At 70.3% G+C, this 15,724-nt stretch carries 13 protein-coding genes; 5 read left to right on the top strand and 8 right to left on the bottom strand.

Features of this window, described 5'->3' with window-relative positions; translation table 11 throughout:
• Positions 1-122: 122 nt before the first annotated feature.
• From EJC51_RS13945 to EJC51_RS13930, 4 genes are all read right to left on the bottom strand, one after another.
• A complete protein-coding gene (locus EJC51_RS13945) occupies positions 123-1,778 on the bottom strand; it encodes an alkaline phosphatase D family protein (protein ID WP_126271372.1) in 1,656 nt (551 codons plus the stop codon).
• Between the two features lie 114 nt (positions 1,779-1,892).
• Positions 1,893-2,705 (bottom strand): DsbA family protein, encoded by an 813-nt coding sequence (locus EJC51_RS13940; RefSeq protein WP_126271371.1) that lies wholly within the window; start codon positions 2,703-2,705, stop codon positions 1,893-1,895.
• Between the two features lie 85 nt (positions 2,706-2,790).
• Positions 2,791-3,483: a hypothetical protein gene (locus tag EJC51_RS13935; protein WP_126271370.1), complete on the bottom strand. Its 693-nt coding sequence runs from the start codon at positions 3,481-3,483 to the stop codon at positions 2,791-2,793.
• A 92-nt stretch (positions 3,484-3,575) separates the two neighbouring features.
• Positions 3,576-4,901 (bottom strand): DUF2252 domain-containing protein, encoded by a 1,326-nt coding sequence (locus tag EJC51_RS13930; RefSeq protein ID WP_126271369.1) that lies wholly within the window; start codon positions 4,899-4,901, stop codon positions 3,576-3,578.
• 202 nt (positions 4,902-5,103) lie between these two features.
• Between EJC51_RS13930 and dnaE the strand changes: the two genes are divergently transcribed.
• Complete coding sequence (dnaE, locus tag EJC51_RS13925) at positions 5,104-8,643, top strand: DNA polymerase III subunit alpha (RefSeq protein ID WP_126271368.1); 3,540 nt, start codon at positions 5,104-5,106, stop codon at positions 8,641-8,643.
• Between the two features lie 94 nt (positions 8,644-8,737).
• Here the strand turns inward: dnaE and EJC51_RS47695 are convergent, their stop codons facing one another.
• Positions 8,738-8,902, bottom strand: a complete 165-nt coding sequence (locus tag EJC51_RS47695; protein ID WP_165951132.1) for a hypothetical protein — start codon at positions 8,900-8,902, stop codon at positions 8,738-8,740.
• Positions 8,903-9,126: 224 nt separating this feature from the next.
• Here EJC51_RS47695 and EJC51_RS13920 point away from each other — a divergent pair, with 224 nt between their 5' ends.
• The 4 genes from EJC51_RS13920 (at position 9,127) to EJC51_RS13905 (ending at position 13,057) form a co-directional block, all read left to right on the top strand.
• Positions 9,127-10,341 (top strand): NYN domain-containing protein, encoded by a 1,215-nt coding sequence (locus tag EJC51_RS13920; protein WP_126271367.1) that lies wholly within the window; start codon positions 9,127-9,129, stop codon positions 10,339-10,341.
• Positions 10,342-10,448: 107 nt separating this feature from the next.
• The gene (locus EJC51_RS13915) at positions 10,449-11,423 is read left to right on the top strand and encodes an ABC transporter ATP-binding protein (protein WP_126276942.1); all 975 of its coding nucleotides are present in this window, start codon (positions 10,449-10,451) and stop codon (positions 11,421-11,423) included.
• Between the two features lie 112 nt (positions 11,424-11,535).
• Positions 11,536-12,357 (top strand): ABC transporter permease, encoded by an 822-nt coding sequence (locus EJC51_RS13910; protein WP_126271366.1) that lies wholly within the window; start codon positions 11,536-11,538, stop codon positions 12,355-12,357.
• Positions 12,358-12,391: 34 nt separating this feature from the next.
• A complete protein-coding gene (locus EJC51_RS13905) occupies positions 12,392-13,057 on the top strand; it encodes an AAA family ATPase (RefSeq protein ID WP_126271365.1) in 666 nt (221 codons plus the stop codon).
• Positions 13,058-13,319: 262 nt separating this feature from the next.
• Here the strand turns inward: EJC51_RS13905 and ybaK are convergent, their stop codons facing one another.
• From ybaK to EJC51_RS13890, 3 genes are read right to left on the bottom strand one after another with little or no spacing between them, the layout of a single operon-like run.
• Positions 13,320-13,826, bottom strand: coding sequence for a Cys-tRNA(Pro) deacylase (ybaK, locus tag EJC51_RS13900; RefSeq protein ID WP_126271364.1), 507 nt, complete (start codon positions 13,824-13,826; stop codon positions 13,320-13,322).
• Between the two features lie 16 nt (positions 13,827-13,842).
• A complete protein-coding gene (locus EJC51_RS13895) occupies positions 13,843-14,583 on the bottom strand; it encodes an LON peptidase substrate-binding domain-containing protein (RefSeq protein WP_126271363.1) in 741 nt (246 codons plus the stop codon).
• A gap of 11 nt (positions 14,584-14,594) precedes the next feature.
• Positions 14,595-15,617 (bottom strand): hypothetical protein, encoded by a 1,023-nt coding sequence (locus tag EJC51_RS13890; protein ID WP_126271362.1) that lies wholly within the window; start codon positions 15,615-15,617, stop codon positions 14,595-14,597.
• Between the last annotated feature and the right edge of the window lie 107 nt (positions 15,618-15,724).

Genomic DNA, 15,724 nt, shown 5'->3' with positions numbered 1-15,724 from the left:
CCGCCCGGAGATTACGTGTACATGCTCAGCCTGTAAATGCCTTCCGATCACCTTCTGACCGGCCAAGGGGCGCGGCCGTATACGAACACGGGCCGCGCCCCTCGCCGTTGGCCAAAACCTGACTACACGGGGTCGTACGTCCGCTCGACCTTCTGGGTGCCGGACTTCGTGCGGTACGAACGGGCCCAGGACGAGGTCGCGTTGGCCTTCGTCTTGTCGGAGACGACGTAGTAATCCATCTGCGCGCGGTCGGCGGTGATGTCCAGGACGCCGTAGCCGTGGCGGTCGGTGTCGACCCAGTGGACATGCCGGTTGGCCAGCTTGATGACCGGCGCGGCGAGCGCGGAGACCGTGCCCTCGGGGACCTTGACGAGATCGTCGAGGTTGTCGGAGGTCACCGAGGTGACGACGAACTCGGTGGCGGCCGAGGCCGACAGCGGGTACGTTCCGGCGTCCACCGGCACGTCGTTGGCCCACGCCATGTGGATGTCACCGGTCAGGAACACGGTGTTGCGGATGGCGTTCGCGCGCAGGTGGGCCAGGAGTTCACGGCGGTCGTCCGTGTAGCCGTCCCACTGGTCGGTGTTGAGGGCGAGGCCCTCCTGCGGCAGTCCGAGCAGCTTGGCGAGCGGCTTGAGCAGGTCCGCGGAGAGCGAGCCGATCGCGAACGGCGAGATCATCACCGAGTTGCCGACCAGCCGCCAGGTGGTGTCGGAGGACTTCAACCCCGCCTTCAGCCAGTCCAGTTGGGCCCGCCCGGTGAGGGTGCGGTCCGGGTCGTCGACCGTGCCGTTGCCGACGGACACCTGCTGCGAACGGAAGGACCGCAGGTCCAGCAGCGACAGGTCGACCAGCTTGCCGAAGCGCAGCCGCCGGTAGGTCGTCCCCGCGATCGCCGGACGTACCGGCATCCACTCGAAGTACGCCTGCTTGGCGGCCGCCTGGCGTGCGGCCCAGGTGCCCTCCGTGCCCTCGGTGTGGTTCTCCGCCCCGCCCGACCAGGCGTCGTTGGCGAACTCGTGGTCGTCCCAGATCGCGACGACCGGAGCCACCGCGTGCAGCGCCTGGAGGTCGGCGTCGGTCTTGTACTTGCCGTGCCGGACGCGGTAGTCGGCGAGGGTGAGGATCTCGTGGGTCGGCGCGTGCTGCCGTACGACGGTGTCGCGCGTGCCGTACTCGCCGGTGCCGTACTCGTAGATGTAGTCGCCCAGGTGCAGCCAGGCGTCCAGGTCGCCGCGGGCGGCGAGATGGCGGTACGGGGAGAAGTAGCCGGCCTCCCAGTTGGCGCAGGAGACCACGCCGAAGCGGAGGTTGGACACGGCCGCGTCCGCCGCCGGCGCGGTGCGGGTGCGCGCCGCCGGGGAGTCGGTGCCGCCCGCGGAGAAGCGGAACCAGTAGGTGGTGGCGGGGGCGAGGCCGCGGACGTCGGCCTTGACGGTGTGGTCGGAGGCGGCGGTCGCGGTGACGGAGCCCTTGGCGACGATGTTCGTGAACGCCTTGTCCGTGGCGACGATCCAGCTCACCTCGGTGTCGGGGCCGAGCCCGGAGCCGGGTATCGCCGCGGCCACGGGGGTCACCCGGGTCCACAGCAGGATGCCGTCGGGCAGCGGGTCGCCGGAGGCGACGCCGTGCAGGAAGGCGGGGACCTCGTCGGCGGCGCCGGCGGGGAAGGGGGCCGCGACGAGGGCGGCGCCCGCGGTGGCGGCGGCCTTCACGACCGTACGGCGGCGTGGCGCCAGGGAGTTGAGGCGCTCGGATGCTCTGTGTCTACTGGTCACGACCGATCAGGTTACTGATCGGTATGAACGAGAGCGGGCGAACCGGTGAAAGTTCGCCCGCTCTTTGACCGAAGGCCTGGATCAGCGCTGGATCAGGCCTGGCTCAGCCCTGGCTCAGGCCTTCAGAGCCGCTTCGAGCGCCGTGTTGAACTCGGCCACCGTCATCGGCGCGTTCTCGCCGTCGGAGCCGGTCAGGGTCTTGCCGTCCATCTTCAGGGTCGGGGTGCCGCCCACGCCGGCCTTGTCGAAGAGCTTGGACTCCTCCAGCGCCCACTTGTCGTAGGTGCCGTCCTTCACGTCCTTCTGGAACTGCTTGTTGTTCTTCAGGGCGTCGACCGTGTTCGCGATCTTGATGAGGTAGGCGTCGTCCTTGAACTTGTCGTCGGTCTCCTCGGGGTGCCACTTCGTCGTGTACATCGCGGTCTTGTACTCGAGGAAGGCCTCGGGGCTGACGTTGAGCGCGGCGCCGAGCGCGCTGAGCGCGTTCTTGGAGCCCTCGCCGGTCAGCTTGTCGTCCAGGAAGGTGGCGCCGACGTACTGGATCTTGAACTTGCCGGCGTCGAGGTCCTTCTTGACGGTCGGGCCGACCGTCTGCTCGAACTGGGCGCAGACCGGACAGCGCGGGTCCTCGTACATGACGAGGGTCTTCTTGGCGCTGCTCTTGCCGATGACGACGGTGGTGCCGTTCGTGCCGGTGGTGTTGGCCGGCTTCACCAGCTTGTCGTTCTTGGCGTCTTCCCAGTAGCCGGGCTTGTTGCCCTGGACGACGGCGTAGCCGATGCCTCCGGCTATCGCGAGGACGCCCACGATGGAGCAGGCGACGATGACCTGCCGCTTGATCTTGTCGCGCTTGGCCTGGCGCTCGCGTTCCTGCCGCAGGCGCTCGCGCGCCGCCGTCTTCGCAGACTGGCTGTTCCGCTTGCTCATGGGGGATCTCCGTAAGGGGACGCGCACACGTGGGTGCGGATACGTAAAAGAGGGGGTGGTGATGCTCGGTGCTGTGCGTGCTCGTTCAGACGAGAGCGGCCGAGCAGGGCGGTCCACGCCGTCCCAGGGAGTGCACGAGAAGCCGGTCGCGGGCGGCCGTCGTACGACGACGGGGGTGCCGCGGGACGCGGGGCGCCGGGGTCCGTCGTACCGCCACCGCGGCGACCGCGAGCAGGAGCGGGCGGAACGTGGTCGCCGCGACCGCCCCCAGCAGCTGGGCCAGCGCCCGCTCGCCGCGGCGCAGCCAGGCGGCGGCGAGCAGGCCGACGCCGATGTGCGCGCCGAGCAGCAGCCAGGCGGCCTGCGGATCGGCGTGGGCGAGGAGGCTCGCGAGCCGGTCGGTGTCGGCGCCCGTGACCCGGGCCAGGGGGCTGCCGACGCTGGTGCCGTCACCGCAGAGCACGTCCCAGCCGACCGAGCGCAGCGGGCCCGCGACGGGGCCGCCCGCGGCGCCGTAGCAGACGTGCTGCCCGGTGGTGAGGACCGTGTCCGCGGCCAGCTCCAGCGGGACGAGCAGGGCGGCGATCCGCCCGAAGCTCCGCTCCCGGCCGGCCAGGGCGTACGCCACGGCGAACACGGCGACCGCGACCAGGGCCACCGTGTTCAGCGGGAGCGGGGCACGGGACAGCAGTACGTGCGACGCGGTGCTGAGCGTCACGACGAGTGCCGTGAACAGCGCCGCGCGGAGCGCTCGTAGCTGGGTCCCGGATATGTCCATAGCGACAGAGAGTGTGTCACGCGCCCCTGTAAGGGACCCCTAAAAGGTCCCTGTGAGCGCCCCTATCGTTATCGACATCCGTGCGGTTTCCGTCACAGGCCCGGAATCCGGCCGTTGCGGAAGAGGTCCACGAAGATCTGGTGGTCGGCACGCGCGCGTGCGCCGTAGTCGTGGGCGAAGGAGACCAGGAGCTCGCCGAAGCCCTCCTCGTCGGCCGCGATCGCCGCGTCGATGGCCCGCTCGGTGGAGAACGGCACCAGGGACTCGCCGGACTGGTCGTCCGCCGCCGCGTGCATGGTGGCCGTGGCCCGGCCGAGGTCGGCGACGACCGCCGCGATCTCCTCGGTGTCGTCGATGTCACCCCAGTCGAGGTCCACGGCGTACGGCGAGACCTCGGCGACCAGCTGCCCCGCGCCGTCCAGCTCGGTCCAGCCCAGCCACGGGTCGGCGTGGGCCTGGAGTGCGCGCTGGGAGATCACCGTGCGGTGCCCCTCGTGCTGGAAGTAGCCGCGGATCGCCGGGTCGGTGATGTGCCGGGAGACGGCCGGGGTCTGGGCCTGCTTGATGTAGATCACGACGTCGTTCTCCAACGCGTCGCTGTGGCCCTCCAGGAGGATGTTGTACGACGGGAGTCCCGCCGAGCCGATCCCGATGCCGCGGCGGCCGACGACGTCCTTCACCCGGTACGAGTCCGGGCGGGCCAGCGAGGTCTCCGGCAGGGTCTCCAGGTAGCCGTCGAAGGCGGCCAGCACCTTGTACCGCGTGGCCGCGTCCAGCTCGATGGAGCCGCCGCCCGGGGCGAACCGGCGCTCGAAGTCGCGGATCTCGGTCATCGAGTCCAGCAGCCCGAAGCGGGTCAGCGAGCGGGCGTCGCGCAGCGCGTCCAGGAGCGGGCCCTCGGCGGTGTCCAGCGTGAACGGCGGCACCTCGTCGCTCTTGGCGCCGGTCGCCAGGGCGTGGACGCGCTCGCGGTACGCGGCCGCGTAGACGCGCACCAGCTCGGTGATCTGCTCGTCGCTGAGCGCCTTCGCGTAGCCGATCAGGGCGATCGAGGCGGAGAAGCGCTTGAGGTCCCAGGTGAAGGGGCCGACGTACGCCTCGTCGAAGTCGTTGACGTTGAAGATCAGGCGGCCCGTGGCGTCCATGTACGTGCCGAAGTTCTCCGCGTGCAGGTCGCCGTGGATCCACACGCGCGAGGTGCGCTCGTCGAGGTACGGGCCGCCCCGCTTCTCGGCGTCCAGGTCGTGGTAGAAGAGGCACGCCGTGCCCCGGTAGAACGCGAACGCCGAGGCCGCCATCTTGCGGAACTTCACGCGGAACGCTGCCGGGTCGGCGGCCAGGAGCTCGCCGAAGGCGGTGTCGAAGACGGCGAGGATCTCCTCGCCGCGAGGCTCGTCGTTGAGCTGCGGTACCGACATCGCGGGGTGCCTCCTGGTGCATGTGTACGACAGCGTTTCTGTCGTCTCAACGGGTGGGGTCGCGCGAAAGTGCCCGCGACAACCCTCGCTGTGAAGGTACGCGGGGCGGCCCCCGGAGTGTCAGTCCCGAGGCATAGACTTCGACGCTGTCCCCCGAACTGTCCGCCAGCCTGTCGCCGAGCGTTTCCCAGGAGGCCAAACCGTGTCGAAGCCGCCGTTCACGCACCTGCACGTCCACACCCAGTACTCCCTGTTGGACGGTGCCGCGCGGCTGAAGGACATGTTCGACGCGTGCAACGAGATGGGCATGACCCATATCGCCATGTCGGACCACGGCAACCTCCATGGGGCGTACGACTTCTTCCATTCCGCGAAGAAGGCCGGGGTCACCCCGATCATCGGCATCGAGGCCTACGTCGCCCCCGAGTCCCGGCGCAACAAGCGCAAGATCCAGTGGGGTCAGCCGCACCAGAAGCGGGACGACGTCTCCGGTTCCGGTGGTTACACCCACAAGACGATCTGGGCGGCGAACGCCACCGGTCTGCACAACCTCTTCCGGCTCTCCTCGGACGCCTACGCCGAGGGCTGGCTCCAGAAGTGGCCCCGGATGGACAAGGAGACCATCTCCCAGTGGTCCGAGGGCCTCATCGCCTCCACCGGCTGCCCCTCCGGCGAGCTCCAGACCCGGCTGCGCCTCGGCCAGTACGACGAGGCCCTGAAGTCGGCCGCCGAGTACCAGGACATCTTCGGCAAGGACCGCTACTTCCTGGAGCTGATGGACCACGGCATCGAGATCGAGCGCCGGGTCCGCGACGGCCTCCTCGACATCGGCAAGAAGCTCGGCATCCCGCCCCTGGTGACGAACGACTCGCACTACACGTACGCGCACGAGGCGACCGCCCATGACGCCCTGCTCTGCATCCAGACCGGCAAGAACCTCTCCGACCCGGACCGCTTCAAGTTCGACGGCACCGGCTACTACCTGAAGTCCACGGACGAGATGTACGCCATCGACTCCTCCGACGCCTGGCAGGAGGGCTGCCGCAACACCCTCCTGGTCGCCGAGCAGATCGACACCACCGGCATGTTCGAGGCCAAGAACCTCATGCCGAAGTTCGACATCCCCGAGGGCTACACCGAGGTCACCTGGTTCAAGGAGGAGGTCCGCCGCGGCATGGAGCGCCGCTACCCGGGCGGCATCCCCGAGGACCGCCAGAAGCAGGCCGACTACGAGATGGACGTCATCATCTCGATGGGCTTCCCCGGCTACTTCCTCGTCGTCGCCGACTTCATCATGTGGGCCAAGAACAACGGCATCGCGGTCGGCCCCGGCCGAGGCTCCGCGGCCGGTTCGATCGTCGCCTACGCCATGGGCATCACCGACCTCGACCCGATCCCGCACGGCCTGATCTTCGAGCGGTTCCTCAACCCCGAGCGCATCTCGATGCCCGACGTCGACATCGACTTCGACGAGCGCAGGCGCGTCGAGGTCATCAGGTACGTGACCGAGAAATACGGCGCCGACAAGGTCGCCATGATCGGCACCTACGGCAAGATCAAGGCCAAGAACGCGATCAAGGACTCCGCGCGCGTGCTGGGCTACCCGTACGCGATGGGCGACCGCATCACCAAGGCCATGCCCGCCGACGTCCTCGGCAAGGGCATCGACCTCAACGGCATCACCGACCCCTCGCACCCCCGCTACTCGGAGGCCGGCGAGGTCCGCGGGATGTACGAGAACGAACCGGACGTGAAGAAGGTCATCGACACCGCCAAGGGCGTCGAGGGCCTGGTCCGGCAGATGGGCGTGCACGCCGCCGGCGTGATCATGTCCAGCGAGACCATCACCGAGCACGTGCCCGTCTGGGTGCGCCACACCGACGGCGTGACCATCACGCAGTGGGACTACCCGAGCTGCGAGTCGCTCGGCCTGCTGAAGATGGACTTCCTCGGCCTGCGCAACCTGACGATCATGGACGACGCCGTCAAGATGGTGAAGTCCAACAAGGGCATCGACCTGGAGCTGCTGAGCCTCCCGCTGGACGACCCCAAGACCTTCGAACTGCTCCAGCGCGGCGAGACCCTCGGCGTCTTCCAGTTCGACGGCGGCCCCATGCGCTCGCTGCTGCGCCTGATGAAGCCCGACAACTTCGAGGACATCTCCGCCGTCTCCGCGCTCTACCGTCCCGGCCCGATGGGCATGGACTCGCACACCAACTACGCGCTGCGCAAGAACAAGCTCCAGGAGATCACCCCGATCCACCCGGAGCTGGAGGAGCCCCTCAAGGAGGTCCTGGACGTCACCTACGGCCTGATCGTCTACCAGGAGCAGGTGCAGAAGGCCGCCCAGATCATCGCCGGCTACTCGCTCGGCGAGGCCGACATCCTCCGCCGCGTGATGGGCAAGAAGAAGCCCGACGAGCTGGCGAAGAACTTCACCATCTTCCAGGCGGGCGCCAAGAAGAACGGCTACAGCGACGAGGCGATCCAGGCCCTGTGGGACGTGCTGGTCCCCTTCGCCGGCTACGCCTTCAACAAGGCGCACTCCGCCGCGTACGGCCTGGTCTCGTACTGGACGGCCTACCTCAAGGCCAACCACCCCGCCGAGTACATGGCCGCGCTGCTGACCTCCGTCAAGGACGACAAGGACAAGTCGGCCGTCTACCTCAACGAGTGCCGCCGCATGGGCATCAAGGTGCTCCCGCCGAACGTCAACGAGTCGGTGCACAACTTCGCCGCCCAGGGCGACGACGTGATCCTCTTCGGCCTGGAGGCCGTGCGCAACGTCGGCACCAACGTGGTCGAGTCGATCATCAAGAGCCGCAAGGCCAAGGGGAAGTACGCCTCCTTCCCCGACTACCTCGACAAGGTCGAGGCCGTCGCCTGCAACAAGCGCACCACCGAGTCGCTGATCAAGGCGGGCGCCTTCGACACCCTCGGCCACACCCGCAAGGGCCTCACCGCGCACTTCGAGCCGATGATCGACAACGTGGTCGCGGTCAAGCGCAAGGAGGCCGAGGGCCAGTTCGACCTCTTCGGCGGCATGGGGGAGGAGGAGACCAGCGAACCCGGCTTCGGACTCGACGTCGAGTTCACCACCGACGAGTGGGACAAGACCTATCTGCTCGCCCAGGAGCGGGAGATGCTCGGTCTGTACGTCTCCGACCACCCGCTCTTCGGCCTGGAGCACGTGCTCTCCGACAAGGCCGACGCGGGCATCGCCCAGCTCACCGGAGGTGAGCACGCGGACGGCGCGGTCGTCACCATCGGCGGCATCATCTCGGGCCTCCAGCGCAAGATGACCAAGCAGGGCAACGCCTGGGCGATCGCCACCGTCGAGGATCTCGCCGGCTCCATCGAGTGCATGTTCTTCCCGGCGACCTACCAGCTGGTGTCGACCCAACTCGTCGAGGACGCCGTGGTGTTCGTCAAGGGCCGCCTCGACAAGCGTGAGGACGTCCCGCGCCTGGTCGCCATGGAGCTCCAGGTCCCCGACCTGTCCAACGCGGGCACCAACGCGCCGGTGATCCTCACCATCCCGGCGACCAGGGTCACCCCGCCGATGGTCAGCCGCCTCGGCGAGATCCTCAGCCACCACAAGGGCGAGAGCGAGGTCCGGATCAAGCTCCAGGGTCCGACCAAGACCACCGTCCTGCGCCTGGACCGGCACCGGGTGAAGCCGGACCCGGCGCTCTTCGGTGACCTGAAAGTGCTGCTCGGCCCGTCCTGTCTGGCGGGTTAGCCGTACGTCGAGAGGGCGCATCCGTGAACCGGATGCGCCCTCTCTGTGTGCCTGGGTCTCAACAACCCGCGGGTCTCGACCCGTTATGCAGATGTCAGTTGTGACCGAAGCGCTTCTGCTTGCCCTTGCGGGCCATGTCACCCGGAGTCACCTGGGTCATGCGCTGCTCGGCCTGCGCCTCCATCGAGGACTGCTGGGCCTGCTGCTGACCACGCTCGGACTGCGGCTGCTTACGGTCACGGTTCTTGTTCTTGGCCATGGTGATCTGCCTCCTGAGGGGGATCTAGGGGCCAGGGCCGCGACCAGATTCACATAGGCTGACAAAGAACGCATTTCGGATAATTACCGTGTGTGACAGGGGTTGTCGTCCGGCGATGCCCCGAAACGCCACGCCGAAGATCGAGTTCCGGCCGTTAACCTCCGCGTGGTCGGGCAGACTCGAAGGAAGCCCGAAGCAAACCTCCCGGGAAGAGGGTGAGTCGCGTGGACCGCTGCATCGTCCTGGTGGACGCCGGCTATCTGCTGGGGGCGGCCGCCTCCCTCCTGGCGGGGGAACCTTCCCGATCCCGGATCACCGTCGACCACGCCGCTCTGATCCAGGGCCTGCGCGATCGCGCCGAGTCGGACACCGAGCGGCCGCTGCTGCGCATCTACTGGTTCGACGGCGCCCCCGACCGCGTGCCCCAGCCCGAACACCGCCGGCTGCGCGTGATGCCCCGGGTCACCGTCCGGCTCGGGGCCCTGACCCGCAGCGACGGACGCTGGGCCCAGAAGGGCGTCGACGCCGCCATGCACGCCGAGCTCACCGAGCTGGCCCGCAACCGCGCCTGCTCCGACATCGTCCTCGTCACCGGCGACGGCGACCTGCTGCCGGGCATGATGGCCGCCAAGGAGCACGGCGTCGCCGTCCACCTGTGGGCCGTGCAGGCCGCCGACGGCGACTACAACCAGTCCGAGGACCTGGTCGCCGAGGCCGACGAACGACGCGTCCTGGACCGTACGTGGATCACCAAGGCCGTCCGCGCCAAGGAACTCGGCGGGATCTGCGCGCCGCCGCCCGCGCCCCGGCCCGAGATCGCCGCGATCCTCTCCGCGCCGCTGCCCGAATCCGCGCTCGCCGCGGCCGCCGAGCGCTCCGCCGACGAGGGCGAGCACACCCCCGCCGCCGCGTCCGAGAACGGCACCCAGGAGCGGGTGCCCGCGCCCAAGGGCGTGCCCACCCCCAAGGACCTCGCCGCCCTGCGCGCCCCGGGCGTCCAGCCGCAGCAGCCCGCCAACGCCACCCTGCGCTGGTCCTCCGACAAGGGCTGGGTCGACCGGCCCGGCGGCGCCGCCGAACCGCCCGAGGTCGCCTCGATGCCGACGCTCGCCCAGCTCACCACCGCCGAGCAGCGCTGGGCCGACCGGGAGGAGGACATCACGACCGTCGGAGGCGACCCCTACGAGGTGGGGCAGGTCTTCGCCCGGCGCTGGATGGAGCGGTTGGGCGACCAGAGCCATCTCCAGAAGCTGTCCGGGATGTACCCGCGCATCCCGCACCGCATCGACGGGGAGCTGCTGCGCTACGCCGCCCGCTTCGGACTGCTCGCGCACAAGGACGACCAGATCGACGAGCACGACCGGTATGCCATCAGGGCCGGGTTCTGGCGCGAGATCGACGTCCGCACGGCCGCGGAGCACGCGCCCGCGGGGGAGTGAAACGGCACATACCCCGCCCCCAAGGGGGAGCGGAGCTTCCCGACCCCGTAGTCTCGTCCCTTGTGAGTACGCGCGCGGCACAGGCACTTCGGCATGGCGACGATGTCGTGTGCGCGGTGCGCGGACTGACCAAGACCTATCCCGCGGTACGGGGCAGGCGCGGGGTTCCCGCGACGCCCGAGGTGCGGGCCACCGACGACGTACGACTCGACATCCGCCGCGGTGAGATCTTCGGACTGCTCGGGCCGAACGGCGCCGGCAAGTCCACCCTCGTACGCCAGCTGACCGGCCTGATGCGGCCCGACAGCGGCACGGTCGAGATCCTCGGGCACGACATCGTGCGCCACCCGGAGCGGGCCGCGCGCATCCTCGCCTACCTCGGCCAGGAGTCCACCGCCCTCGACGAGCTCACCGTCTCCCTCGCCGCCGAGACCACCGGACGGCTGCGCGGCCTGGAGGCGCGTGCGGCCCGGGCCGAGCGGGACGCCGTACTCGACGAACTGGGGCTCGCGCCGCTCGCCGGGCGGGCGATCAAGAAGCTGTCCGGCGGTCAGCGGCGGCTGGCGTGCTTCGCCGCCGCGCTGGTCGGGGAGCGGCCGCTGCTGGTGCTCGACGAGCCGACCACCGGCATGGACCCGGTGGCGCGGCGAGCCGTGTGGGCGGCCGTGGACCGGCGCCGGGCCGAGCGCGGCACGACCGTCCTGCTCGTCACCCACAACGTCATCGAGGCCGAGACCGTCCTCGACCGGGTCGCGGTCCTCGACCGCGGCCGGGTGATCGCCTGTGACACCCCCGTCGGGCTCAAGGAGCAGGTCGCGGGAGAGGTCCGGGTCGACCTGGTGTGGCGCGAGGCCGCGCCGCTGCACGTCCCCGAGGTCGCCGCGCTGCACGACCGGGCCGTCGAGACCGGACGCCGCTGGACGCTCCGGCTCGCCCCCGAGGAGGCCCGCGCGGTCGTCGCCACCGTCACCGGCGGCGCCGCCTTCGCCGCCCTCGACGACTTCACGCTCGCCACGCCCAGCCTGGAGGACGTGTACCTGGCGCTCGGCGGGGCGGCGCGGCAGGGGCTGGTGAAGGCGTGAACGCTTTGAAGGCTCTTGAGTCGGGCTTGAGCGAGCGGGCCGTAGCATCCGTACGGAGACGGAACAGGGCGAACGTATCGGTGACCCCGTGGGTGAAAGGGAGCAGCGCCACGTGAGTGTCGTACCCGCCGAGGTGCTGCCGGGCGGCGCCCTGGCCGTCGAGGAGACGGACCGGGAGGCGGCCGAGCTCGGGCCGCGTGCGCGGCTGTGGCCGGCGCTCGTGGCCGTGTACCGGGCCCAGTTGTCCCGGGCCCGAGTCGCGCGCATCCCGCTGCTGTTCGTGGCGACCTTCCAGTCCGTCGGGATCATGGTCCTGATGCGCGGGGTCGTGGACGGCGGGGCCGAGGCGCAGGCCGTCGTCGCGGGCTCCGCGGTGCTCGTCGTGGCGTTCGTCGCGCTCAACCTGCTCGCCCAGTACTTCGGGCAGCTGCGGGCGAGCGGCGGCCTTGACCACTACGCGACGCTGCCGGTGCCGCCCGCCGCGGTGGTGCTGGGCGCGGCGGGGGCGTACGCCTCCTTCACCGTCCCCGGGACCGTCGTGACCGCGGTGTTCGGGTGCGTGCTGTTCGGGCTGCCGATGGCGCATCTGTGGGTGCTCGTCGCCGTGATCCCGCTCGCCGGGGCCGCGCTCGCCGGGCTCGGGGCGGCCTTCGGGCTGCTCGCGCCGCGGCCGGAACTGGCGACCGTCCTGGGTCAGTTGGGCATGTCCGCGGCGCTGCTGCTGGGCGTCCTGCCGGCCGACCGGATGCCGGAGGGGGTGCGGTTCCTGCGGGACCTGCTGCCCTCGACGTACGGCGTCGAAGCCTTCGCGCGGACCTTCGGGCCGCATCCCGACTGGGCGTTCGTCCTCGGTGACCTGGCCGTCTGCGGAGCGGTCGGGGTCGTCTCCCTCGGCGTCGCCACCTGGGCCTACCGTCGAGCGGCCGTCCGGTGACGCGCCGCACAGGCGGGCCTGGCACGATGTCAGGGTGACCGCACCGCTGACTCCTCCGCCGCCGAGCGACCCCTCCCCGCACCAGGCCTGGCAGGCACCGCCGCCCTACGGTGCCGGTGGGCCCGGAAGCCTGTACGAACAGGACGGCCCCGGAATGAAGACCGAACTGCGGGAAGCCGCCGTGATCACGGTGGCGGTGGCGCTCGGTGGGCTGCTGCTGGGTGTGCTGTGGTGGTGGCTGGCGCCGCACGTGCCGCTGGTCGGGGACGTCGTCGAGAAGCGCTGGATCGTCTACGTCAAGGACACCGAGGGGGAGCAGGCGGTCGGCGTCGACGGCACGTTCGCGCTGCTCGGGCTGGCGTTCGGGGTCGTGAGCGCGGTCGTCGTGTTCCTGCTGCGGCGGCGTGGGGGTGTGCCGTTGGTGGTGGCGCTCGGGGTCGGGGGGCTGCTCGGGTCGCTGCTGGCGTGGCGGGTCGGGGTGTGGCTCGGGCCCGCGCAGGATGTGCTGGCCCATGCGAAGTCCGTGGGCAAGGGGGTGACGTTCTCGGCGCCGCTGAAGCTCGGGGCGAAGGGGGCGTTGCTGGCGTGGTCGTTGGGGGCGCTGTTGGTGCACCTGGGGCTCACGGGGTTGTTCGGGCCGCGGGATCCCGAGTTGCCGGCGTATGGGGCGGGGCCTTACGGGGCGAAGCCCTCGGCGTAAGGCTTTCGGTGCGTTGTGGTTGCGGCGGGGATTCTCTCGCCCCCGCCGCCCCTACCTGTCCCATCCCTGGGGGCTGCGCCCCCAGACCCCCGCTTCGGCCCTGGACGGGCCTCGTCCTCAAACGCCGGACGGGCTGAAAAGCGCCCCTACGCCGGGCGCCTGCCGTGGTTCGAGCGGCCCTTCTTCGTGCGCCATTTCCGCTTTCGCGTTTTCTTCGACATGTTCCTCGTACTTAACCGAGGAACGGACCCGCGTCGAGAGGTCAGGCGCGGCCGATGGGGGCCAGGACCGCGTCCGTGAGCTTCGCCAGGTCCTCGGGGGCGAGTTCGACCTCCAGGCCTCTGCGGCCCGCCGAGACACAGATGGTGGGATGGGCGGAGGCGGAGGCGTCCAGGACCGTGGGGAGCTTCTTGCGCTGGCCCAGGGGGGAGATGCCGCCTCGCACGTAGCCTGTCGTGCGCTCGGCGAGGGTCGGGTCGGCCATCGCCGCCCGCTTGCCGTTCACCGCCGCCGCCAGGGCCTTCAGGTCCAGCTGGCCCGCCACCGGGACCACCGCCACCGTGAGGGTGCCGTCCACGTCCGCGACGAGGGTCTTGAAGACCCGCTCGGGGGACACGCCCATCGCCTCGGCCGCCTCCTCGCCGTAGGAGGGGTGGCTGGGGTCGTGGTCGTAGGCGTGGACCGTGTACTCCGCTCCTGCCGCCGTCAGGGCCACCGTCGCGGGGGTGCCGCCTGTCTGCTGTGCCTGCTTCTTGGACTTCTTCGCCATCGGTCGTCCCTCGGACTCAGTTCAGACTCGTCGGGCCGCGCGTCAGGTCCGACGCCGGCAACGACGGCAGATTACGGATGATCGCCGTCTCCGAGCGAAGGAGTTTCAGCTCGTCGCGCAGCCGGGACGCGGTGTCCGGGGCCTGGAGGAGGCGCTGTTTGGTGGGGGTGTCGAGCATCATCGCCGCCGCCACCAGATAGGAGACGACCGCCGGTTCGTCCGGCAGTTCGGAGCCGGAGGCGAGGGAGCGTTCGCGGGCGCCCGCGAGGCGCTTCTGGTAGGCGCGGAAGGCCCTCAGGACGCCTTCGGCCAGGGCGCCGGCCTCCTCGCCCCGCTCCTCCGGGAGCTCCTCCAGTTCCGCGACGAGATACGGGCCCGACGCGTCCACGGACAGCAGCTTCACCCGGGTCGTGCCGGTCGCCAGGACCTCGAACGTGCCGTCGGCCCGCTCCCTGATCGTCGCCGCGTCCGCGATGCAGCCGGTGCCGTGGAAGGCCTTGGCGGGGTCGGCGCCGAAGCCCGCGGCCGGGCCGCGTTCGGGCACCGACGTGGGATCGGGCATGCCGGGCTCACTCGCCGCCACCTCGTGGCCGTCGCGAATGGCGACGACGGCGAAGCGGCGCGGTTCGTCCTCGGGGGTCTTCAGAAGTTCGCGCATCATGGCGCGATAGCGCTCCTCGAAGACGTTCAACGGGAGCACCAACCCCGGGAACAGCACCGAGTTCAGGGGGAAGAGCGGGAGCCGGACGGTGGTCACGGCGCAAAAGCCTAGTGGTCGCGGGAGTGTGCACGTCCGCGGTGCCCACTCCGTGGATGCCCGGAGGCCGATCGCAGCCGGATCTCCTCCCGCAGTTCCAGGAACCGTCCCAGCGGGTCGTCGGAGACCAGTTCCCAGGGGAACGAGGTGGCGTACGGGCCGATCCGGCGCAGCTGCTCCAGGGCGTCCTCGCGGCGGTCCAGGAGCGCGAGGACGTACGTCAGCTTGTTCCGCATCTCGGCCGGCCACGGGTCCGCCGCCGGGAACCGCGCCGACAGCGCGATCGCCCGGTCCACCGCCGCGTCCAGCCGGGCCCGGGGTACGTCCGGTCCGCAGCCGTCGGTCAGATAGGCGAGCGCGGCCCGGGTCGGCAGGGCCTGGACGAGGGAGTCGGCCGGGGCGTCCTGCGCGGCCGTCTCCGCGAAGTCGAAGCACTCCCGGTGCGAGCCGTGCCAGCTCTCGGCGAGACAGCGCAGGGCGGCGGCATGGCAGCCGTAGTGGTGCGGGGCGCGGCGGATCGCCGCCTCCCACAGCTCCTCGAAGTACTTGTGCCCGGCGCGCGAGCCGTGCGCGTGGTCCAGCGCGATCCGCCACGGCACCGGATCGCGGTCGTCACCGCGCGCGGCGGCCGTGATCAGCGGGCTCACCTCGCGCAGCAGCTCCTCCCGCGCGGGCGATCCCCAGACGCGGGTCACGGCGAGCTGGGCGCCGACCACGAGCATGTCCGGGTCGCGCGGAGCGGCCGTACGCCAGGACTCGAACCACTCGGGGCGCGCGCACGCGAAGGACGCCAGGCGTACGACGTACCGGTCGCGGTGTTCCCAGGCGGAAGCCGCGCGGGTCGAGGCGAGCAGGGCGGCCGCCACCTCGTACGATCCCTGCCCTGCGGCCACGAGGGCCGGGCCGAGCCGGTCGTCGGGCGCGTCGAGAAGCACCTCGTCGTCGGCCGGCAGCGCGACAGGCGGGTGCTCGACGGTCCTGGCCGTCCGGGAGGAGCGGACGAACGGGGGCAGCAGAGCCATGGTGTCGACCATTGAAAAGCCGCAGGTCGCACGAGCGCCAGAGGTTCCGGGCAAAGTACGGAAAGTTGTACGGCGGAAGGTCAAGAGCGCGTAAAAATGATTAGTGTTCAACAATCGTT

The sequence above is a fragment of the Streptomyces aquilus genome (assembly GCF_003955715.1).
Taxonomy (GTDB): Bacteria; Actinomycetota; Actinomycetes; order Streptomycetales; family Streptomycetaceae; genus Streptomyces; species Streptomyces aquilus.
Note: the sequence above shows the minus strand (reverse complement) of the source record. Positions and strands in the feature narration are given on the sequence as shown.